The 20,148-nt window shown below is 62.7% G+C and carries 16 protein-coding genes and 2 rRNA genes; 9 read left to right on the top strand and 9 right to left on the bottom strand.

Translation table 11 applies throughout. From position 1 onward, the window contains the following. From JSS27_17515 to JSS27_17500, 4 genes are all read left to right on the top strand, one after another. Window positions 1–305 (top strand): 23S ribosomal RNA (locus JSS27_17515); the annotation flags it as partial. A gap of 231 nt (window positions 306–536) precedes the next feature. Next, window positions 537–644, top strand: a 5S ribosomal RNA gene (gene rrf, locus JSS27_17510). Window positions 645–766: 122 nt separating this feature from the next. Continuing rightward, a complete protein-coding gene (locus JSS27_17505) occupies window positions 767–1,153 on the top strand; it encodes a hypothetical protein (protein MBS0210743.1) in 387 nt (128 codons plus the stop codon). Window positions 1,154–1,471: 318 nt separating this feature from the next. After that, window positions 1,472–2,803 (top strand): tetratricopeptide repeat protein, encoded by a 1,332-nt coding sequence (locus JSS27_17500; GenBank protein MBS0210742.1) that lies wholly within the window; start codon window positions 1,472–1,474, stop codon window positions 2,801–2,803. A gap of 204 nt (window positions 2,804–3,007) precedes the next feature. On the opposite strand, the gene JSS27_17495 is transcribed toward JSS27_17500, so the two are convergent. Beyond that, window positions 3,008–3,820, bottom strand: a complete 813-nt coding sequence (locus JSS27_17495; protein ID MBS0210741.1) for a formylmethanofuran dehydrogenase subunit C — start codon at window positions 3,818–3,820, stop codon at window positions 3,008–3,010. 98 nt (window positions 3,821–3,918) lie between these two features. Between JSS27_17495 and JSS27_17490 the strand changes: the two genes are divergently transcribed. Continuing rightward, window positions 3,919–4,521 (top strand): molybdenum cofactor guanylyltransferase, encoded by a 603-nt coding sequence (locus JSS27_17490; protein ID MBS0210740.1) that lies wholly within the window; start codon window positions 3,919–3,921, stop codon window positions 4,519–4,521. 51 nt (window positions 4,522–4,572) lie between these two features. Here JSS27_17490 and JSS27_17485 read toward each other — a convergent pair whose 3' ends face one another. Continuing rightward, entirely contained in the window at window positions 4,573–5,907 is a 1,335-nt protein-coding gene (locus tag JSS27_17485) for an HD domain-containing protein (protein MBS0210739.1), read from the bottom strand. Window positions 5,908–6,016: 109 nt separating this feature from the next. Between JSS27_17485 and JSS27_17480 the strand changes: the two genes are divergently transcribed. Then, complete coding sequence (locus JSS27_17480) at window positions 6,017–7,546, top strand: hypothetical protein (GenBank protein ID MBS0210738.1); 1,530 nt, start codon at window positions 6,017–6,019, stop codon at window positions 7,544–7,546. 86 nt (window positions 7,547–7,632) lie between these two features. On the opposite strand, the gene JSS27_17475 is transcribed toward JSS27_17480, so the two are convergent. The 5 genes from JSS27_17475 to JSS27_17455 form a co-directional block, all read right to left on the bottom strand. Continuing rightward, window positions 7,633–8,112: a GNAT family N-acetyltransferase gene (locus tag JSS27_17475; GenBank protein ID MBS0210737.1), complete on the bottom strand. Its 480-nt coding sequence runs from the start codon at window positions 8,110–8,112 to the stop codon at window positions 7,633–7,635. Window positions 8,113–8,314: 202 nt separating this feature from the next. Further along, window positions 8,315–9,523 (bottom strand): hypothetical protein, encoded by a 1,209-nt coding sequence (locus JSS27_17470; GenBank protein MBS0210736.1) that lies wholly within the window; start codon window positions 9,521–9,523, stop codon window positions 8,315–8,317. Window positions 9,524–9,562: 39 nt separating this feature from the next. Beyond that, window positions 9,563–10,663: an SPFH domain-containing protein gene (locus JSS27_17465; GenBank protein MBS0210735.1), complete on the bottom strand. Its 1,101-nt coding sequence runs from the start codon at window positions 10,661–10,663 to the stop codon at window positions 9,563–9,565. Window positions 10,664–10,708: 45 nt separating this feature from the next. After that, on the bottom strand, window positions 10,709–11,293 hold the full coding sequence (locus JSS27_17460) for a hypothetical protein (protein MBS0210734.1): 585 nt from the start codon (window positions 11,291–11,293) through the stop codon (window positions 10,709–10,711). Then, complete coding sequence (locus JSS27_17455; protein MBS0210733.1) at window positions 11,290–11,811, bottom strand: DinB family protein; 522 nt, start codon at window positions 11,809–11,811, stop codon at window positions 11,290–11,292. The genes JSS27_17460 and JSS27_17455 overlap by 4 nt, the downstream gene beginning before the upstream one ends. Before the next feature lie 65 nt (window positions 11,812–11,876). Between JSS27_17455 and JSS27_17450 the strand changes: the two genes are divergently transcribed. The 3 genes from JSS27_17450 to JSS27_17440 all read left to right on the top strand — a co-directional run bounded on the left by JSS27_17450 (window position 11,877) and on the right by JSS27_17440 (window position 16,579). Beyond that, entirely contained in the window at window positions 11,877–13,538 is a 1,662-nt protein-coding gene (locus tag JSS27_17450; GenBank protein MBS0210732.1) for a formylmethanofuran dehydrogenase subunit A, read from the top strand. Further along, window positions 13,535–15,904: a tetratricopeptide repeat protein gene (locus JSS27_17445; protein ID MBS0210731.1), complete on the top strand. Its 2,370-nt coding sequence runs from the start codon at window positions 13,535–13,537 to the stop codon at window positions 15,902–15,904. The genes JSS27_17450 and JSS27_17445 overlap by 4 nt, the downstream gene beginning before the upstream one ends. Window positions 15,905–16,039: 135 nt before the next feature. After that, window positions 16,040–16,579 (top strand): peptidylprolyl isomerase, encoded by a 540-nt coding sequence (locus tag JSS27_17440; protein ID MBS0210730.1) that lies wholly within the window; start codon window positions 16,040–16,042, stop codon window positions 16,577–16,579. A gap of 208 nt (window positions 16,580–16,787) precedes the next feature. Here JSS27_17440 and JSS27_17435 read toward each other — a convergent pair whose 3' ends face one another. Together JSS27_17435 and JSS27_17430 are read right to left on the bottom strand one after the other, a co-directional pair. After that, window positions 16,788–18,119, bottom strand: a complete 1,332-nt coding sequence (locus JSS27_17435) for a sulfatase (GenBank protein ID MBS0210729.1) — start codon at window positions 18,117–18,119, stop codon at window positions 16,788–16,790. 227 nt (window positions 18,120–18,346) lie between these two features. Continuing rightward, entirely contained in the window at window positions 18,347–20,101 is a 1,755-nt protein-coding gene (locus JSS27_17430) for a TolC family protein (GenBank protein ID MBS0210728.1), read from the bottom strand. Window positions 20,102–20,148 lie beyond the last annotated feature (47 nt).

The following is a 20,148-nucleotide window of genomic DNA, read 5'->3' as shown; positions in this document are numbered from 1 at the left end:
CGTGAGACAGGTCGGTCCCTATCTACTGTGGGCGTTCGAAACTTGCGGAGGGTCTTCTTTAGTACGAGAGGATTTAGAAGGACGTTCCTCTGGTGTTCCAGTTGTCGCGCTAGCGGCATGGCTGGATAGCTAAGAACGGAAAGGATAAACGCTGAAAGCATATAAGCGTGAAGCCCGCTCCAAGATCAGGTTTCGTTGAGCAATAGCTCGAGAGTCCCCTGGAAGACGACCAGGTTGATAGGCCGGATGTGTACGCGCAGTAATGTGCTTAGCTAACCGGTACTAATGGACGATTGCTTGACCACATTTATCAAACGCTTCCAGTCGCCCGGTGTTCCGGCGATGTAACGGTAAGCTTCTTTACAGAGGCTCTGCCACGCGATTCCTCAAATCGTGTACGTCGTCAGATTCCAGGCTGCTAGATGCCGTGACCACCTTGCTTCAACCACAGCGTTGCTTTAACCAAGCACGTTGATAAAACAGTTCTGTCAAAGAACACCCAAGTGTGCGGGGTTTTACCGCCCCGCCCACTTTTTTCCGGTGGCCATATCGGAAAGGTCACACCCGTTCCCATTCCGAACACGGTAGTTAAGCTTTCCGAGCCGATGGTAGTACCACAAGTGCGAGAGTAGGTGCTGCCGGATTTTTACAAACAACGCCCCGCGTGAACCAGTTTCACGCGGGGCGTTTTTGTTTGCACATGCATGTTCCTTTGTGAGGACGTCGCTGTTCGTTCGCCGGCCCTCGTTCTTTGCGCAACTCGACGATGACCACTACCGAACTTTGGTCCTTTCTCTGGCGCGGCTATCTGCTGACCGTCGCGGTTGAGACGCCGATTCTGTTGGTCGGCCTGCGGGCGTGTCATTCGCTGCGCCACCGGCTACTGGCCGGCTTGTGGCTGACGGCCTGCACTTACCCGATCGTGATTCTCACGATGCCGGCGCTGCTGCTGAGCGATGATGCGCGCTGGCCGTATTTGCTCGTGGCCGAAGTGTTCGCCCCGGGGGCCGAATGCCTGCTGTTCTGGCTGGCCTTCAATCGCCGAACCGCGTCGCCGCCGGCCGGCGCCCGGCGAGACTACGTGGCGATCATCGTCGCCAACCTGGCGTCCTTTGCGACGGGCGAAGTCGTCGGACGTCTCGGGATGTGGTGAACTGTTTTGTCCGTGGTCAGTGGTCCGTTGTCAGTTGCCAAAAAGCGATTAGCGGCTAGCGATTGGCGATTAGCCAGCAGCAAATCGCGATGGACGACCTGCATCGCCACCTTCGCCACATCGATGCAACGGTTTTGCAGCTTTGTCTGCACTAGCAACTAGCCACTAGCAACCAGCAACTTTTCCCCCTCTTCACCCCCCCAACCCCTACATTCGTCACGATTCCGATAGAGCGGAGCACCCGAACCGGCCGATGATAGAGGCGAGACGCCTTAGGGCCTTTTGCTAGCACTGCTGGTAACAGCAGGAGAACGATTCGTGGCGCTTCGCAACAACCATCTGCTCGCCCTGGTGCTGACGGCCGCCGTTACGGCGTCGGGCTGCGCCACCGGCTCGGGCTTCAGCTTTCCGGTCCCGTCCTGGCTGGGCGGCACGGGGCAACCCACGCCGGCCGCAACCGCCAAGAAGAACGCGGATATCTCCAAGGCCCAGGCCGCCGCTCAGCATAAGGAAATGAACAAGCAGTTCGGCGTCAAAGAAGACGCCAACTTCTTTCAGAAAGCCGGCACGTCGATGTCGGTGGCCTATCATTCGACCACCGACAAGGTCGCGGGCTGGATCGGACAAAAGAAGCCCGAGGCTCAGACGGTCGACGCCGTGTCGCTCAAGACGCCCGCCAACGCCAGCGCCGAGACCTATGTCATCGCCGCTCGCATGCAGGAGCGTAAAGGCAATCTCGACGACGCGATCATCAAGTATCAGAAAGCTCTCGAAATCGAGCCCAAGCATCTTTCCGCCCAGGTCGGCCTGGCCCGGCTTTACGATCGCCAGGGCAAGTTCGATGAAGCGGTGAAGATTTATCACCAGGCGCTGTGCAACGTGCCCAGCGAAGCGGGCACGTGGAACGACCTGGGCCTGTGTGAAGCCCGCCGTGGCAACCTGGAAGATTCGGCCAAAGCGCTCCGCAAGGCGACCGACCTGCAGCCCGATCGGGTGTTGTATCGCAACAACCTGGCCAAGGTGCTGGTCGAACTGAACCGTGCGCCCGAGGCCGTCGCGCAACTGCAAGCGGTCCACGGCAAGGCCGTCGCTCACTACAACATTGGCTATCTGCTGCAAGAACGCGGTCAGTCGGCCGCCGCCTTGCAAGAGTTCCAGCAAGCCGTGGCCGCCGATCCCAACATGGAGCAGGCCGCGCAATGGGTCGCCCAGCTTTCGGGCGCTTCGGCCGCGGGACTGGCGGCTAACGGGACGTCCGGCGCCAACAAGAACCAAACGGTCCTGTCTGTGCCGGCCGTCGCCGCAGGAACAACGACCACCGAACCTCGCGTGGCCGCGCGGCCGAATGCCGGCGCGCCGATAGCGCCGCCGCTGCAACAGCCTGCGGGCATTCAGCCCTTGCCTGCCGCGCAGCAACCCGTCACCGCGCCAGGTGTTCAAACTCAACTACTGCCGCCGGCTCAGCCCACCGCACCGGTACAACCGACGATCATTCGTCCGGTCGGGCCAGCTCAACCGGCCGCACCGACGCAACCTGCGGCGACAGCGCCCCAGGCCCGGCTGCCGTTGAGTGTCGAAAGCTTGCCGCCGCCGGTCGCGGTGCCGAGCAACCAGGTGCAAATGCTGCCTCCGGTAGGCTCGGGCTCGTAGAATCACTCTTTAACGAGTCGCTACCAGGGCGGACTGTCGTGGGTGGCCCAGGTGCTTTCACCTGGGTGGCCGAAGGCCACAAGAAACCTCGCGCGCCGTCCCACACGGGTGGCGAGTTTCCATTGGGGTTGCGCGTGCCCATCGAGTTTCTTGTTGCTGCGCAACACCGATGGCTAAGCCATCGGTGCCACCCAGGCGCTAGCCCTAGCTCGCGCAGCCGATCAGGATTTCACCGCGGCCGCCGTTCAGATGATCGCCGGCGAATTGCTCGAACGCGGTTGGCCAGTTCTCGGGGGTGAAGCCCAGCCCGCGTAGGAACTCCTCGTACAGCCGCAGGTACGTCGGCTGGCACCGACCCGAGGGGCGAAACATCGGCAGCAGCTCCGGCCTTCCGGCCAACACAATCAGGCTGCCACGTCGCATCCCCGCCGCCGGCCGGGCCCCACAGCCTTGCGCAGCCACGATGGTTCCAGCAATCATGTTGATGGCGGCAAAGTCTCCTACGAGTCCGCCGACGGCAATGAGGCCGCGCCGCATGGTATGGCCGACTTCGGCGCCGGCGTCGCCATGAATCACGATCGAGCCGCCGCGCATGCCGCGCGACGAGCCAACGTATGCGCCCCCGGCACAGCGTCCGGCGTTCCCCCGCACGACGATCGTACCGCCTCGCATCTCGACCCCCAGCCAATCATCGGCCGAGCCGTCGATTTGCAGTCGGCCGCCGCGCATCTCGGCCCCGGCGTGCCGCCCGACGTTGCCTGTGACATGCAATTCGCCGGCCGCCATGCCTCGGCCCACGCCGTGGACATTCGACAGTTCTCCGACCAGTTCCAGCCGGCCGTCGTCGATCGAGCCCGCGACGTCAAAGAACTCCCCCAGCGGCACTTGCCGCTTGCCGTGCCAGGCCGGCAAAGTCGCCACCTGGGCCGCCGAAAGCCCCGCCAGCCGGTCGGGGGCCAGGCTGTCGACTTCGAGCGCCGTCGCGGCGCGGGTACGATAGGTAAGGCGCAGGGGCATCGTGCGTGCAAAATCCGAATGACGAAGTCCGAATGACGAACGCTCGGGCGCGGGCCGCGACGTTCGTTGGCTTACCATCATAACGTAGCGAGGACAGCATGTCTGCCGATCGACCTTGTGGGCTGATTCTCTGCGGCGGCGCCAGCTCGCGCATGCGCCAGGACAAAGCCACGCTCCCGTTCGGTGGCGAGACGCTGATCGAGCGGATGGTTCGCATCGTAGGCTCAGCCACCAGTCGAGTTGTCGTCGTGGCCGCGCCGGGGCAAGCGTTACCGGCGCTCCCGCCCGCGGTACAAGTCGTTCATGACCGCACGCCGGGGCGCGGCCCGCTCGAAGGTCTGGCGGCTGGCTTGCGCGCCCTGGGGGACGATCAGGCCGTCGCGTTCGCAACCAGTTGCGACGCGCCCTTGTTGCGCGCGGAGTGGATCGAGCGGGTTTCCAGTTTGCTCGGCGCGCACGACTGCGCGGTCCCATTCATCGGTGGGTTCTATCAACCGTTGGCGGCCGCCTATCGCGCCCGGGTATTGCCCCAGATCGAACAGGCCCTGACAGCCGAGCAACGGAGCATCTGGCGGCTATTGAACCAACTCGACACGCGCCAGATCGCGGCCGAGGAACTCCGCGACGTCGATCCAGGACTCGACTCGCTGCGCAACTGTAACACCTGGGAAGAGTATCGGGAAATGCTGAGTGATGAATGATGAGTGAGGATTGCTGCGGTTTTCTATTCATCACTCATCATTCAGCACTCATCACTTGTCATTCTCCTCCACCGCTTCCATCAGCAACACCGCCAGACCTTCTAGCTCTCGCAGTTCGGCGGCGACGCGGGGATGAGCGTAGATGCGGACGCGTTTCACATAGTCGTCAAATTGATGCTCGGCCAAGGTCCGCACCACCGGGGACACGTCGCCGAGCCAGCGGTAGCGTCCCTCTTTGCTGTAGAAGACTTCGACGTTGAACTCGACTTCGCGTTCTTGCGGCGGGGCGTCGAACAGAATCTCGTGCGGGGCAATCACCCGACCGAGTTGCCGGCTGGCCAGATGGGCGAACTTTTCGGCGCACGCCACCAGCCAGGCCTGCGGCCGCCGCGACAGCAGCTCGAACAGCTCGCGCTGCTCGAACCAACTGCATTGCGTCACCCGCTTGTACAATTGCCGCTCGGGCCCAAACAGCCCGTCGAGCAACACACCGGCCGGCGTGCCGTCGCTGCGCCGCAACAACTCGGCAATCATCTCGGGCTCGTTCATTCGGAACAGTCGATCGAGGTCGAGCGCGTGGTGCAGCAGGTAAAACGCTCGCTGGAACATCGCCGTTGCCGAGCGCACGCCGTGATGCCAATAGACTTCGCTGAACATCACGTACCGGGCGAACAGCATCATCTCGGCCGCGGTTTTGCCCTTGTCGGTGATCGCCAGCCCGTCGCCAGCTTCGTTCAGGCACAGGCTGCCGATCAGCCGGCCTTGATCGAAATTGCGACCGTAGGGCACGCCGGCGTGCAAGCTGTCGCGGGCCAGATAGTCCATCTTGTCGATGTCGATCGGCCCGGAAAGAAGGCTGGCCAGGATGCGCCCCCCCTGCGGTCGTTGCTGCTCGGAGAGAATGCTCACCACGTCGCGCGGCTGCAGTCCCCACTCGTCGCGGAGCGTGTCGGCGATGTCCCCTTCGAGCAGAAAACTGTTGGCGAATAATTCGTGCCGCGGCACGCCGGGCAGGTGCATGTCTTCGATCGGGTGACAGAACGGCCAGTGGCCCAGATCGTGAAGCAGGGCGGCGCAAATGAACGCTTCGGCGTCGATCGGGCGAATCGCCTCGGCAAATCGCGCGTCCTGGCTCAACTGGCGTAAGAACATCAGGGCCAGGCGATAGACCCCCAGCGAATGTTCAAATCGCGTGTGCAAGGCCGACGGATAGACCAGCGAGACGAGCCCCAACTGGCTGATCCGGGCCAGGCGGCGGAACTCGGCGGTGTCGATCAAGGCCCGCACGCGCGGCGTCAGCGGCACGTCGAGCTCGGCTGGTATCCGCACCATGCCGCGCGGGGCGTCGAGCGCGGCCACCTCGGGAATATCTCGCAATCCGTTCATAGCGGCAGCCTACACCTTGAGCCCCCGGGGGTGCAACCAGACGGACGCGGTGTTACGATCGAACAGTTCCTTCGGGCGACAATCAGGCAATTCGCGAAGAGAATCCGGGATGCTGTGGAGCGAACTAATCGAGATGCGGAGCCTGCGGCGATGCGCGTTCCTGGCGCTCGCGCTGTGTGTGCTTGGTTCCGCGCCGTTGGCCGCGACCGAGTTCGAGGTGATGCTGCCCGAGGGCGCTCATAAAACTAGCGGCCGATTGTTCGTGTTCCTGTCGGCGCAGGAATCGCCAGCGCCGATGAACGGCCCCAACTGGTTTCGTCCCGAGCCGTTTTTCGGCCTGGATGTGAAGGACGTCCAGCCGGGCTCAACAGTGCGTGTCGACGCCACGGCCGACGGTTATCCAGGGCCGCTCAACACAATTGAAGAAGGGCGGTATCACTGTCAGGCGATTCTGCACTCGAACCTTGATGTGCCGCAGCCTTCGCGTGGCGTCGGCAATCGATACAGTCCGATCGTCGAGGCTTCGATTACCCGCGATGCTGACCACGTGGTCAAGCTACGCCTGAACCAGTCGGTGGCTGCGCAGACGTTTGCCGAACGTGACTGGCTAAAGCGAGTCGAAATAAAGAGCAAGCTGCTGAGCGATTTTCACCGCCGGCCTGTCGTCGAGCCGGTGGGCGTCGTGTTGCCTGCTGCTTACTTTCGCGACACCGAGCAGCGCTTTCCGGTGATTTACTCGATCCCCGGCTTTGGCGGCAGCCATCGTGACGCCTTGCGCTACGCGGCGGCGGCTCCGGCGGTCGAAGCCAAGGCGGTCGATTTCATTCGCGTCTTTCTCGACGGCCAGTGCCAGTGGGGGCATCACTGTTTCGCCGACAGCGCCACCAACGGCCCACGCGGCCAAGCCCTGATCGACGAGATCATTCCCGAAATCGATCGCCGCTTTCGGACGATTGCCGATCCGCGAGCGCGGTTCCTCTCGGGGCACAGCTCGGGGGGCTGGTCGAGCTTGTGGGTGCAGGTGAAATATCCGGACACGTTTAGCGGCGTTTGGAGCACGGCCCCCGACCCGGTCGACTTCCGCGACTTCCAACAGATCGACCTGTACGCCGAGCCGCCGCAGAACATGTTCACCGATCCCGAGGGAAATCGGCGGCCGATCGCGCGGCGCAACGGCAAGCCCATGCTCTGGTACGATTCGTTCTGCAAAATGGATGACGTGATCAAGCGCGGCGGGCAATTGCGTTCGTTCGAGGCGGCGTTCAGCCAGTTGGCCGACGATGGCTCCCCCCAGAAACTCTGGAATCGACAGACTGGGTTAATCGTCCCCGCAGTGGCCAAGACTTGGGAGGCATACGACATCAGCTTGTATTTAGAGCGGAACTGGTCGCGGCTTGAGCCCAAGCTGCGCGGCAAGCTGCACGTCTACATGGGGGCGGTCGACACGTTTTACCTCGAAGGGGCGGCCGAGAAGCTTGCCGCGCGGCTGAAGGAGTTGGGGAGCGATGCCGAGATCAAGATCGTACCTGACCGCGACCACAGCAATCTGATGACCACCGAGGTCTATGCCGAAATCCGCCGCCAGATGTCACGGAAGTATCGCGAGCACTTCGCCGAAGAGCCGGCCGCGGCGAAATGATCGCGCGTTGAATACCCTGCGCGCCAATTAAGACCCCCTACCCCACAAGGGGCGATGGTGCGCTGCTTCTGGTCTCTGTGATTCAATTACTTGTCACGCACCGCGCCGGACCAGTCGATTTCATACAGCAGATGCCCGCTCGGCTGCATTCCCAATCGGCCGTACGTGGCCAACGCGGCCGTGTTCTCGCGCTCGACGTACAGGCGCATGCCACGCGCGTCAGGATCGGCCTTGGCGGTTTGCATCACATGGTCGAACAGCGCGCGGAATACGCCCTGGCCGCGGTACTCGGGCCGGACGAAGACGCTTTGCAGCCAATAGAGGATCCCGTCGCGCCAGTCGGTCCACTCGAACGTGATCATCGTCTGGCCGATAACTTGCCCGTCGATTTCGGCCAGGAAATAGCGACACTGCTCGGGTCGCGCCATTCCACGGGCGACGCCGCGCTGGATCACGTTTGGATCAAGCCGCTTATGCTCGCTCTCTTCGGCCAAGCGAGAGTTGAACTCGGCGATGATGGCAACATCGTCAGACGAGGCATCGCGGACGTGAATTGAAGATGCCATGATCCCGCGATGTCTCAATGAAATAGCTTCCCTTGGATGGCACGGCCGCTCGTCGGCCGTGTTGCGAAGCAACAAGAAGAAGCCTCTGCAACGCCTGGGTTTGCCCGGTTTGTCGTGTCGATCGTTCTTCTTGTCGCTGCGCGACCCAGCCGACAAGCGGCTGGGCCACCCACTAACTACGTTCGCTCACTAGCCCCTCTTCTTACCCCTGCATATACATCACCACGGCCACGATCGTCGCCACGGCGGCCGCTCCGGCCACCACGGCCAGCGTGATCTTGGCCCAGCTATAGGGCCGCGAGCCGCTTACCTGGCCGGTGCGGGCGTTGACCAGGATGCGGAATGTCCGATCCTGATAGCGATAAACCGCTAGCCAGATCGGCAGCAGGATGTGTTTGAATGTCATGGCCGCGTGCTGCGTCTTGACCGTCGACAGCGTCTGGTGATCGCCGCCGATGTCCTGGCAGCAGAGTTGCCGGATCACGCCGTCCATGATGCCTTTGGCCAACTCGAACCCGCCCCCCAGGTCGATGGCGTAACGCTCGGTCTTGAAGCCGGCCAGAAAGGCCAGATCGAACGGCCGCAGGTGCTCCAGATCCCATGATGTCAACTTGGCCAGCAAGTCGGCCGGCAAGCTCTTCGACGCGCAGATCAGCACGTCGTCAAAAAAGTGATCGACCCGGCCGTTGACGTTGGTCCACGACGTGTACGTGACCATTCGCGTGTGGGTTTCGGTCTGGCCTTGCGAATTGGTGGTCGTGTACGTCTCGGGCACCTGGTAATCGTCGCCGCGCTGGCCGGTGTACCAGGTGACCGTCATCGAATCGTAGGTCCAGTACGGAACATAGATGCCCGAGAGCTGTCCCAGGTTTGCCAATTGTTTCAGCTCGGTCGGCGCGAACCAGCGGCTGGTAATCCAGCGATTGAAGGCCTCGATGGCGTTTCGCTCGTCGACGGCGAACGGCAGCACCCCTTTGGGGGCGATCAGCGCGTGAACCGGCGTCGGCTTGTTCTGCAGCGTCGTCGCGCAAAACGGACAGCGATCAGCCGCGACGTGGGCATCGAACACCACCACCGCGCCGCAGCTCTCGCAGCGCACTTCGGCGGCGTTGGGGTTGGTGACCTCTTGCTGCTGTTGCTCGGCCTGGCGAGAGAGCCATGTTTCCAGGTCGTTCTCGGCCACGTCGGCCTGCTCGACGGTAATCGCCTCGGTGTGGCCGCAGTAAGGGCAATGCAACGACTCGGCCGTCGGATCGAAGGTCAGCTTCGCGCCACAATTCCGACAGGGAAACTTCTTCTCGGTCGGCGGCGCAGGACGTTGCTCGACGACTTCGGCCACGACCGGCGCGGCAATAGCGCCGGCGGCGCTTGCGCTAGGGTCTGATCGATTCGGCGCTACCGCGTCGCTCATCGCTCGGGTCCATCCACTACCAGGCGAATGAGAGACACGTTATTGCGGCGGCAGCGGCGGAGGGGCCGCGGCGAACAGCGACGCCAGATCGGGTACCGTCGAGGCCGCCACCCATTCGGTCAGCCCGCGTCGCCAGACTAGCGAGTCGCGCTTCAACTGCCCGTTCTGTAGCATGGTGCCAAGTGTCGGCAGGTCGAACGGCCCCGCTTGCTGGCCATTGACGGCCACGTAGAACCCCGCGGCAGTTGGCAAGGGTGGCGGCGCCGTCCCGGCCCCCATCGAGCCGGCCAGCACATTGGCCATCTGCCCACCTACCGCGATGCCCGCCCCCAGACCTACGCCAGCGCCGGCCGCGCCGCCGGGGTTGTTGGCGGCGTCGCCGATGGCCGTGGCGGCCTGATAATGGGTGTACCGGTTCAAATCACCGATCACGCTCATCTTGCTGCGAGTGTCGAGCGCCTTTTCGACTTCCTCGGGCAATGAAATGTTCTCGACATAGAACATCGTCAGCGCCAGGCCCAGTTGGGCCAGGTCGGGCTTGATGGTTTGCAGCGCCAACTGATTGAGCTTCTCGTAATTGCCGGCCAGATCGAGGATCGGCATCTTGATTTGCCCCATCACGTCGGCAAACCGCGAGACGATGGTGTTGCGCAACTGGTTCGAGATTTCAAACGTCTCGAACGACGGATCGGTCGCCACCAGTTCCTTCAGGAACACGGCCGGTTCCGAGACATGCATGGCGTAGGTGCCAAAGGCGCGAATTCGCACCGGGCCGAACTCGGGGTCGCGAATCATAATCGGGTTGGCCGTGCCCCATTTCTGGTCGGTCCATTGGCGCATCGAGATGAAATAGACTTCGGCCTTGAACGGCGACTCGAAGCCGTACTTCCACCCTTGCAGCGTGGCCAAGATGGGCATGTTCTGGGTCGACAGGGTGTACGTCCCTGGCGCGAACACATCGGCCAGCTTTCCTTCGTTGACAAAGACGGCGTTCTGTCCCTCGCGGACGACGAGCTTGGCCCCCATCTTGATTTCGTTGTTATAGCGCGGGAAGCGATAGGCCAGGATTTCGTTCTGCGACGGCTCGGTCCATTGAATGATGTCAATGAACTCGCCGCGAAGTTTGTCCATCAGTCCCATACGAACATCTCCCCAGTTTGGAATGACGCTAAGGTGTTTGAATGATTACTTACGTAGGCCCGGTTTCTTGGCTGGTTGTGCGGCGGCGCTGGCGGCGTTTGTTTTCTTTGGCTGAACAAGTTGATAGGCCCCGAGGCCAATCATTGCCAAGTCGACGACGATCTGCAAATAATATCCGTACATCAGGCTGGTTTTCAGCCCGCCGCTGCGGGCAATGTCAGCTCGTACAAAATCGCCGGCGCTTTGATCAAACGCCGTCACGGCATACGCAATCGCCATCAACAGCAGCACCACTCCCACGGCCAGCGGCGGGTATGCGACCCAGCCGGGTTGCGGCTTCCAAGTGACCACGATCGACAGCAACGAACTGACCGCCAGGCAGAGGATCAACGACGCAAAGCCCAGCCAACTGCCGGCTCCTTGCCCATTGTCCTGCGGCGACGGCGTCTTCCAGGGCATCACACAACTGAACATGCCGATCGCGCCGACGACCAGCACCCATACGGTCGGATTCGTTAAATACGAAGCGGAAGCTGGCTTGGTTGTTGTCGATTTCGCCATTTCTATTCGCTCATCGCTGACTGGGATTGGATCGCTAACAGGAAAAAATGTTCTCGCCCCCTGGCTCACCAAAGGCTCGGCTTCCCCATCAGCCGGCGCAGCAAGCCAATCTGTCCGGCGTGCAGCATCTCGTGCCGCGCGTTCCAGAGCAGGCATTCGAGCTTGGTCGCGGCCAACGGGTGGGGCTTGTGCGGCGCGGCGTCGCATTCCAGGTCGGACAGGTTCGGCAGCTCGCGGGCCGCTTGCTCGTACACCCGATCGAACACGACGCGAATCTCGGCCGGCGGCGGATACGCCCCGGCGTTCAATGTTGGCGCGGACCCCTTGGCAAACGTGGCGACAAAATCGGGGCTGATTAGCGCATCGTCGCTGGGCCGATGATCGCGGATGCGTTCGAGTGCCAGTCGATAGTTCGCCATCGCCAGATGCCCGACCTGCCAGGCCACGTGCGTGATTCCCTGGGGCGGCATCCAGAACCAATCGTCGGGGCCGATGTCTTCGAGCAGCCGCACGGTGTAAGCGCGAGCGGCTTGAATCTCGTGCCAGGCGGCGGCCACGCGTGAACTGGCAAAACTGGTGTGATTCATGCCTAGGAACATAACACACCGCCGGGGGACGACCAATCGACTGGCGTTGATTACACTGAAGGGCTATGAGTTTGCTGCGAATTCAAGGCGGACGGGTCTACGACCCGGTGCATGGCGTCGACGGCCAGGTGGCCGACGTCTGGCTCGACGGGGGCAAGGTCGTCCCTGCGCCGACCGACCCGAGCGTGCGCCCGGTGCGGACGATCGATGCCCGCGGCATGGTGGTGATGCCTGGCGGCGTGGACATGCACTGTCATATTGCCGGCCCCAAGGTGAATCTGGCGCGCAAGATGCGCCCCGACGACAAGCGCACCTCGCCGGTCGTCGCCCGCCGCCCCGGTTGGCGTAGCGGCACCTTGGGCGCGGTCCCCAGCACGTTCGCCACTGGCTACAAGTACGCCGCGCTCGGTTACACCACGGCGTTCGATGCGGCGATCACGCCCCTGGCCGCCCACAGCGCCCATCAAGAACTGGCCGATACACCCTGTCTGGACAAGGGCTTCTTTGTCCTGATGGGGAACAACCATTTCATCATGCAGGCGATCCGCGATCGCGAGCCCGAGCGGTTGCGAGCTTTTGTCGGTTGGCTGCTCGGCGCTGCGCGGGGTTACGCGCCCAAGATCGTGAATCCTGGCGGCGTCGAAGTCTGGAAAGAAACAGCCGGCAACGTGCATGGGCTGGACGAGCAAGTCGGCGTGTTCAATGTCACGCCGCGGGCGATTGTTTCCGAGATTACGCGCGCGGCTAATGAGCTGAAGCTGCCTCACCCGGTGCACATCCACTGCAACAATTTGGGCGTGCCGGGCAACTGGTCGACGACGCTGGAGACCATGCGGGCCATCGACGGCCAGCGCGGACACTTAACGCATATTCAATTTCACAGCTACGGCGGCGGCCCCGACGACGAAACGTCGTTCAATTCCAAAGTGCAGCCGTTGGCCGACTATGTGAACGCGCACCAGAACATCACCGTCGACGTGGGGCAGGTGTTGTTTGGCCGCACCACCAGCATGACCGGTGACGGACCGCTGGGTTATTACCTGTCGCGGGTCTATAAGACCAAGTGGTTTTCGAGCGATACCGAGTTGGAGGCGGGCTGCGGCATCTGCCCGATCGAGTACAAGGATAAAAGCCTGATCAACGCGCTGCAATGGGCGATCGGGCTGGAATGGTTCTTGCTGGTCAACGATCCGTGGCGGGTGGCGCTGACGACCGATCATCCGAACGGCGGTTCGTTCCTGGCGTATCCGCAGATCATCAAGCTGCTGATGGACAGCGACTTCCGCCGCGAGGTGGCGCGCCGGCTGCCCGAGCAAGTGCGCCAGCGTTCGCTGATTGGCGAGTTGGATCGCAAATACTCGCTGTATGAAATCGCCATCATCACCCGGGCCGGCCCGGCGCGAATGCTGGGCCTGCGCGACAAGGGGCACCTGGGCGTGGGGGCCGACGCCGACGTGACGATCTATGCGCCGAATGCCGACGTGCAGCAGATGTTCGAGCTGCCGCGCTATGTAATCAAAGCGGGGCAAGTGATCGTCGACGACGCCGAGCTGTGCGATGCGCCGATGGGGCAAACCTTGGCCGCGTGCGCCGATTATGACCGCGGCTTCGAGCCGGCGATTGCCGAGTGGTTCAATCGGCATTCAACGATTCGGTTCAGCAACTACCCGGTCCACGACATCGAGGGGCTGACGCCATCGACCACCGAGAGCGAGGTGGCTGGGTGAAATCGCGCCGCTTGTTGTTCGTTGTGGCTGGTTGCGTCGTCGGAGTGGCGGCGATTGGTTTGGCCGCTGATTACTTTTGGGCGTTGCCGGCCGGCCGGGAAGCCAAGTTCGTCGGGCGTGAATCGTGCGCCGAGTGTCACCGCGCCGAAAGCGAAGCCTGGAACGGGTCGGATCATGATCTGGCGATGGACCTGGCCACGCCCGAGACGGTGCTGGGCAACTTCGACCACCAGGAGTTCACGCACTTTGGCATCACGTCGACCATGGACCGTGACGGAGACAAGTTCTTCGTCACCACCGAGAATGCCGCAGGGAAGCTGGAAAAGTTCGCGATCAAGTACGTGTTCGGCGTCCGGCCCTTGCAGCAGTACATGGTCGAATTTCCCGACGGGCGTGTGCAGGTGCTGTCAATCGCCTGGGATGTGAAGGGGAAACGCTGGTTCGATTTGCATCCCGACGAGCGTGTGCCGCCGGGGGATGAATTGCACTGGACCAAGCCGGCGTCGAACTGGAACTACATGTGCGCCGAGTGCCATTCGACGAATCTGCAAAAGAACTTCGACGTCAAGTCAAACACCTACCACACCACGTTCAGCGAAATCGACGTCAGTTGCGAAGCTTGCCACGGGCCGGCAAGCCTGCACGTCGAGATCGCCAAGAACCGCCGCGTGTTCTGGGATCGCCGCTATGGCTACGGCCTGGCGCAATTGAAGACCACTGCGAACAAGGCGCAGGTCGACGCCTGTGCGCGCTGCCACGCGCGTCGTCGCGTGGTGCATGGAGACTATCTGCCAGGGCACGAGTTTCTGGACTTTTATCAGCCCGAGCTGATCGAGCAGCCGCTGTACACGGCCGACGGGCAGATACGCGACGAGGTCTACGAATATGGCTCGTTCCATCAAAGCCGGATGTATCGCGAGAATGTCCGCTGCAGCGACTGCCACGATCCTCATTCGTTGAAGCTGCGGTTCGAGGGGAATCAGCTTTGCCTGCGCTGTCACACGTTGGCCAAGGGGAACTACGATTCTCCGACCCATCATCACCACAAGTTCGAGAGCGCCGGCGGGCAGTGCGTGAATTGCCACATGCCCGAACGGACCTATATGGTGATCGATCCGCGGCGCGATCATAGCCTGCGCGTGCCGCGACCCGATCTGACCGTGAAGTACGGCGTGCCGAATGCGTGCAATGATTGCCATGTCGAAAAGACCGATGCGACGGGCAAGGCGATTGCCGTCGAGCCGAACGACGCCAAGGTGCCGAAGCTGCCCACCGACAAAGCGGCTCAGTGGGCGGCCGACAAAGTGGTGGAATGGTACGGCCCGGTTCGCAAGCAGAGCCCCTATCACGAGCACCTGGCCCACGCCGCCGCGGCACCCGCCGACGAGGCCAATAGACTGTTGCGCGAGCTGGCCCAGGACCGACCCGGCGCCGACAAGGCCGTCGTGGTTCCCGACATCGTTCGGGCCACGGCCATCAACATGCTGTCGCGCATCGGCGGGACCAACGCGCAATTGACGTTTGAAAAGGCGCTGACCGATCGTGACCCCTTGGTCCGCGCCACGGCGGTGCAGACGTTCGACATGGCCGGTGCCACGTCGCCGGAACAGCAAGCCGAGTTGCGACGACGATTGATGCCGCTGCTCGGCGATCCGATCCGGCTGGTGCGCACCGAGGCGGCCAAGGTGTTGACGCATGTGCAGCGCGGGCAGATGACGGCGGACCAGGCGCGGCAGTTGGACGCGGCTTTGGCCGAATTGCGCGCCGGCTTGCAAGCGACGAACGATGACGCCGGCCCGCACATGATCGAAGCCACGGTCTATTTCAATCAAGGGCAGCTCGAAAAGGCGCGCGACGAATACAAGCTGGCGATCATGCTGGCCCGCAACGGACTGCAAGCCGGCCAGTCGCGGATGCAACTGGCCACCGTCGAGCACGCGCTGGGGAACAACGCCGAGGCCGAGCGACTATTCCGCGAGGTGATCAAGATTGAGCCGCGCTACAGCGAGGCCTGGTACAACCTGGGGCTGGTGATTGCCGAGAACGAATCACGACTTTCCGATGCGACCGAGGCGCTGCGGCAAGCCGCCCAGTTGTCTCCGAATGTCGGGCGCGTGCAATACAACCTGGGGTTGGCGCTGCAGAAGCTGGGACGCACCGGCGAGGCGGAACAGGCCCTGACACGTGCGTGTACGCTCGAACCACAAGTCTCGGCGTATCTGTACGCCACGGCGGTGCTCTATGCTCAGTTGGAAAAGTGGCGTGAAGCGGCGATTTACGCCAAGCGACTCCTTGATTTGGAGCCGCGTCCCGAGTACCAACAACTGTTCCGCATGATCCAACAGCGCGCTGGGGGCAGGCCTTAAATCGTAGATCGAATTCGACCACGACGACACGACGGGCACGACGTCGGAAAAAAGGCAGAATCAGGTCGAATGCGGGGCAAGTGCGGTTGTTAATTCACGAACATTTTCAAATCACTTATGCTGAAGGAACGTATCATGGCTGACAGTCGCAAAGCCGAAGTCGAAGCTGCTCAGAAGTCATTCGATTTCGCGAAGAACAAGTACCAGTTGAAACTCGAGACGAACCAGGGGGACATCCTGCTGGATATGTGGGCGGACGTCGCGCCGGGGCACGTGAACAATCTGCTGGGGCTGGCCGAGATCGGCTTCTACAACGGTGTGAGTTTTCACCGGATCATCAAGGGCTTCATGATCCAAGGTGGCTGCCCCGAGGGACGCGGCACCGGCGGCCCGGGCTACACGATCAAGGCTGAGTTCAACGACCGGAAGCACGAGCCAGGCGTGCTGTCGATGGCCCGGACCAACGATCCCAACTCGGCCGGCTCGCAGTTCTTCATCTGCTTGGACCGGCACACCCACTTGGACCGGCAATACACGGCCTTTGGCAAGACGACCGATCAGGCCAGCTTGGACGTGGTGAAGAAGATCGGCTCGGTCGCCGTCGACGGCAACGACAAGCCGCGCTCGCCGGTGACGATCACCAAGGCCACGGTCATCGAAACCCCGGCCGGGTAGTTTTTACACCTCTCCCTTGATGGGAGAGGTCGCTGAGCGGAGCGAAGCGGGTGAGGGTGAAAACGTCGCGGGCCAGATGGCCGCGATTAGTGAGGTGGGCTAACCTGAGTTTGTGATTGTCGGCTCGCAGCGCATTTACCCTCCCCCCGCCTCTCCCTGAAAGAGAGGGGTGTTGGCCGATCGAGCTGCCGCGCGATAATTAGCGGCGTCACTCGTACGTCCACTTGGTGAACCAGGGGTCGCGGGTTTGCTGTTGCCAGTTGCGAACTCGCTCTTGCAACTCGGCCAGCGTCGTGGCGTGAGCAGAATCGTCGGCCAAGTTCTTGGTCTCGTGCGGATCGGCTTCCAGGTCGTACAACTCGTGCCGCGCGCGCATCGAATAGGCCCGCGCCGTCCGCTGGCCGTACATGGCGTCGGGGCCGCGCTTCAGGGCCGCTTGCCAAGTGCGCGAGGCGTACAAGTCGGACGCGAACGGAAACGGCAGCTCGTGGGCCACGTTGAAGATGTACTTGTACTTGCCCGACACGAGGGCTCGCATCGGGTAGTACATCGTGATCTCGTGGAACGTGTGGGACAGAAACGCCGAGTCCCAACCGTCGGGATGATCCTGCTCGACGATGTCGAGGAACGAGCGACCGTGGCTGCCGATGGTTTGCGGTCCCGGCGGGCGCTTGCCGTTCTTGTTGGCCTTGGGGGGCGTGACTTCGTAGCCGGCTAGCGCCAGCGCCGTCGGCGTGATGTCGACCCAGGTCACGCGAGCGTCGTTCATCACGCCAGTGCGCGATTGATGCGGTCGCTTGACGATCATCGGCAAGTTAGCCCCTGGCTCATAGAGCGTTGTTTTGGCCCCAGGAAACGGCGGCCCGTTGTCGCTGATGAAGACGATCAGCGTGTTGTCGTACTGCTTGGTCGCCTTGAGCATCGAGATCAATGCCCCGACCTTTTGATCGAGCCGGTTGATCGCCGCGTAGTACTGGGCCAGCTCTTGCCGAACCTCGGGCAAGTCGGGGAGCCAAGTGGGGACGGTGATTTGCGCCGGGTCGAATGTCACCGGCTCGACGCCTGGCTCGTCACCGGTATTGTGAAACCCCGAGGCGTCGTTGGCCCGATGGGGTTCGGTGGGGCAGTAATAGAGGAAGAACGGCCTGGCATCCTGTTCGCTGAGGAAGGACCAGGCCTGGGCGGCGAACGCCACCTTGGTAGGCGCCCCGGCCGGCTTCAGATCTTTGCCATATCGCTCGAAGTGATAGGTCTCTTCCGGCGCGACGTGGTACTTGCCGATCGAACACGTGCGATAGCCGGCCTTGGCCAACGCGACGGGGAGCGTGAGCTGCGTCTCAAAGGTGCGGAAGTGGTGCTCGCTATGCTCGTGGCCATAATGGGCCGTGGCGTGGTTATAGAGCCCCGTCAAGATCACCGAGCGGCTGGCGCTGCAACTGGCCGTGGTGCAATAAGCCCGTGTGAAGCGGGTGCCGTCAGCGGCCAGTCGATCCAGTGCTGGCGTGCGGGACAGCTTGTCACCGAAGCAGCCCAACTGCATTCCCAGGTCATCGGCGACGATGACGACGATGTTCGGCTTGGTCGCGGCCCAAGCGGATGAAACCAGCAAGACCAACAGCAACGACAAGGGGGCAAGCGCGCGGAGCTTCACGGCAAGGGCTCCCAAAGGGCGGGGCAAAGCGGGCGGGGAATGCCGCCATTGTGCGTCGGCGCGCGGGTGAATGCCACCCCCACAAGGGAAGTCAACCGGCAGTCATCTGAAGCGGCCTACTTGGCGTCGGCCGGCGGGGGCTCGGGAACCGGCGGCAGGTCGGCCGAACCGAGCGTTTGCAATTCGCTCAGGTCTTCGACCTGGCAGACGGCCGACAGATCGGCCACCGCTTGCCACTGGGCGCCCAGCACGGTGAGGTAGACCGTGATGGTCGAGGCCAGCGTCTGTTGCGCGACGATCACGTCGCCAAAGCTGACGCGGTCGGGCTGCTGTTGATGGCGTTCATAGACGCCCCGGTAGACGCGGGCCTGGTCGGGCAGGATTTGCACCCGATAGAGTTCCAGCAGCACGCGGTTGTTCTCGTACCGCTCAAAGGCGTCGGCCGCGACGGCCGTCAGTTCGTTGCGAACGCGCGTGGCTTCGAGCGAGGCCTTCTGCAGCTCGCCCTGGGTGCGCATGATGTCGCCGGTGTTGCGGTCATAGATCGGCAGCGGCAAGCCAGCCTGCATGTTGAACGTGGTGCCGAACGGGTTCGACGTGAAGTCCTTTTGCACCGCGGCGTAGAAGACCAGGTCAGGGACTGGCGTGACTTCTTCGACGCGCAGGTTGAGCCGAGCCTGGGTCTCGCCGAACCGCGCCGATTCGATGTCGGTGTGACGCTGCAGCACGCGATTCCAAGCGATGTCGAATCGCAGCGGCGGCGCCGCCACGTCGAGCGTGCCGGCCAACTGAATGGGCGGCATGTCGGGCACGCCGGCCCCAGCCGCCAATTGCTTCCAGGCCGAGAAGTAACGGTTCCTGGCCTGGATCAACGCGCCTTGCGCCTGGTTGGCTAGCACGCGCAATTGCATTGGTTCATAGGGCGCGGCCTCGCCGCCGCGCAGTTGCTCGACCTGCACGCGGTAGGCTTCGTTGGTGAACGCCGCCAGGGCGTGCGTCGCCCGCACCGCCTCCTGGGCGACCAACACGGCGTAGTAGCGAGATTGAACCTGGGTGATGACCGTGATGCGAGTCTTGCGCAGATTCAGTTCCGCTTTGCGGATGTCCATCGACGCGGCGGCCTGGGCCAAATGCAGCTTGCCGGCGGTCTTGATCAGTTGCTGGACGTAGCCGCCGTGATAATTGGCCGTCCCGCCCGAGCCGACGGTATCACCCTCGTAGCCCATGACCGGGTTCGGATGGGTGCCGACCTGAATGGCGTTGCCGCGCGCGGCGGTGACGGCGGCTTGCGCCTGGCGCATGGCTGGGTTCGCCGCCAGCGCCAAGTTTTCGAGTTCAAGCAGCTCCATCGGCCGACCATTTGCGCCCGGTGGCGGCAACAGATCAGGCGGCAGCGGTGGCGCGCTGGGGAACAATTGATCGATGTTCCGTTGCCGCGCCTTCGGGTTGCCCGGGTCGTACGGCGACAGCTTGAGCGGCGGCGCCAACGCGCCGGGCAGTTCCGGCGGCAAACGCAAGCCGCGGGGCGCGGCCTCGGGCTGGGCCTGTGGGGCTTTGACGCGTTCTGGGGTTGTCGGCGGTGGTGGCGGCGCCAGCGACAAGTCGAGCGAGCGCGGCGGCTGGGCCAGGTGGATTCGCGATGGAGCCGGCGTGGCCTTTTCCTGGGTCGCCGGTTCCTGCGCGCTCACTTGCGTGACGAACGTCGAGCGCAGTTCCGCCACATGGGGCAGCGGATAAACCTCGGCGGCCGACGACGGGACGTACTGGGCCGAAGCGACATTCGCGCACGCGAACGCCAGCGCAGCGCCGGTAATTTGTCGTAGGCGGAGCAGCCAAGCGCGAAACTCGATTTGTAAGTGGGCGAACGACATGCGTCTCGCGTTTCAGGCCGACGAGTCTTTCGAGCGCTAGTGGACGA

Source organism: Planctomycetota bacterium (genome assembly GCA_018242585.1).
GTDB lineage: Bacteria > Planctomycetota > Planctomycetia > Pirellulales > PNKZ01 > JAFEBQ01.
Note: the sequence above shows the minus strand (reverse complement) of the source record. Positions and strands in the feature narration are given on the sequence as shown.

What these genes read in the sequence shown, in the direction of transcription:
- JSS27_17505 (MBS0210743.1), top strand. Translation starts at nt 767, where the DNA reads ATGACCACTACCGAACTTTGGTCCTTTCTCTGGCGCGGCTATCTGCTG.
- JSS27_17495 (MBS0210741.1), bottom strand. Translation starts at nt 3,820, where the DNA reads ATGCCCCTGCGCCTTACCTATCGTACCCGCGCCGCGACGGCGCTCGAA.
- JSS27_17490 (MBS0210740.1), top strand. Translation starts at nt 3,919, where the DNA reads ATGTCTGCCGATCGACCTTGTGGGCTGATTCTCTGCGGCGGCGCCAGC.
- JSS27_17485 (MBS0210739.1), bottom strand. Translation starts at nt 5,907, where the DNA reads ATGAACGGATTGCGAGATATTCCCGAGGTGGCCGCGCTCGACGCCCCG.
- JSS27_17480 (MBS0210738.1), top strand. Translation starts at nt 6,017, where the DNA reads ATGCTGTGGAGCGAACTAATCGAGATGCGGAGCCTGCGGCGATGCGCG.
- JSS27_17475 (MBS0210737.1), bottom strand. Translation starts at nt 8,112, where the DNA reads ATGGCATCTTCAATTCACGTCCGCGATGCCTCGTCTGACGATGTTGCC.
- JSS27_17470 (MBS0210736.1), bottom strand. Translation starts at nt 9,523, where the DNA reads ATGAGCGACGCGGTAGCGCCGAATCGATCAGACCCTAGCGCAAGCGCC.
- JSS27_17465 (MBS0210735.1), bottom strand. Translation starts at nt 10,663, where the DNA reads ATGGGACTGATGGACAAACTTCGCGGCGAGTTCATTGACATCATTCAA.
- JSS27_17455 (MBS0210733.1), bottom strand. Translation starts at nt 11,811, where the DNA reads ATGAATCACACCAGTTTTGCCAGTTCACGCGTGGCCGCCGCCTGGCAC.
- JSS27_17450 (MBS0210732.1), top strand. Translation starts at nt 11,877, where the DNA reads ATGAGTTTGCTGCGAATTCAAGGCGGACGGGTCTACGACCCGGTGCAT.
- JSS27_17440 (MBS0210730.1), top strand. Translation starts at nt 16,040, where the DNA reads ATGGCTGACAGTCGCAAAGCCGAAGTCGAAGCTGCTCAGAAGTCATTC.
- JSS27_17435 (MBS0210729.1), bottom strand. Translation starts at nt 18,119, where the DNA reads ATGCAGTTGGGCTGCTTCGGTGACAAGCTGTCCCGCACGCCAGCACTG.
- JSS27_17430 (MBS0210728.1), bottom strand. Translation starts at nt 20,101, where the DNA reads ATGTCGTTCGCCCACTTACAAATCGAGTTTCGCGCTTGGCTGCTCCGC.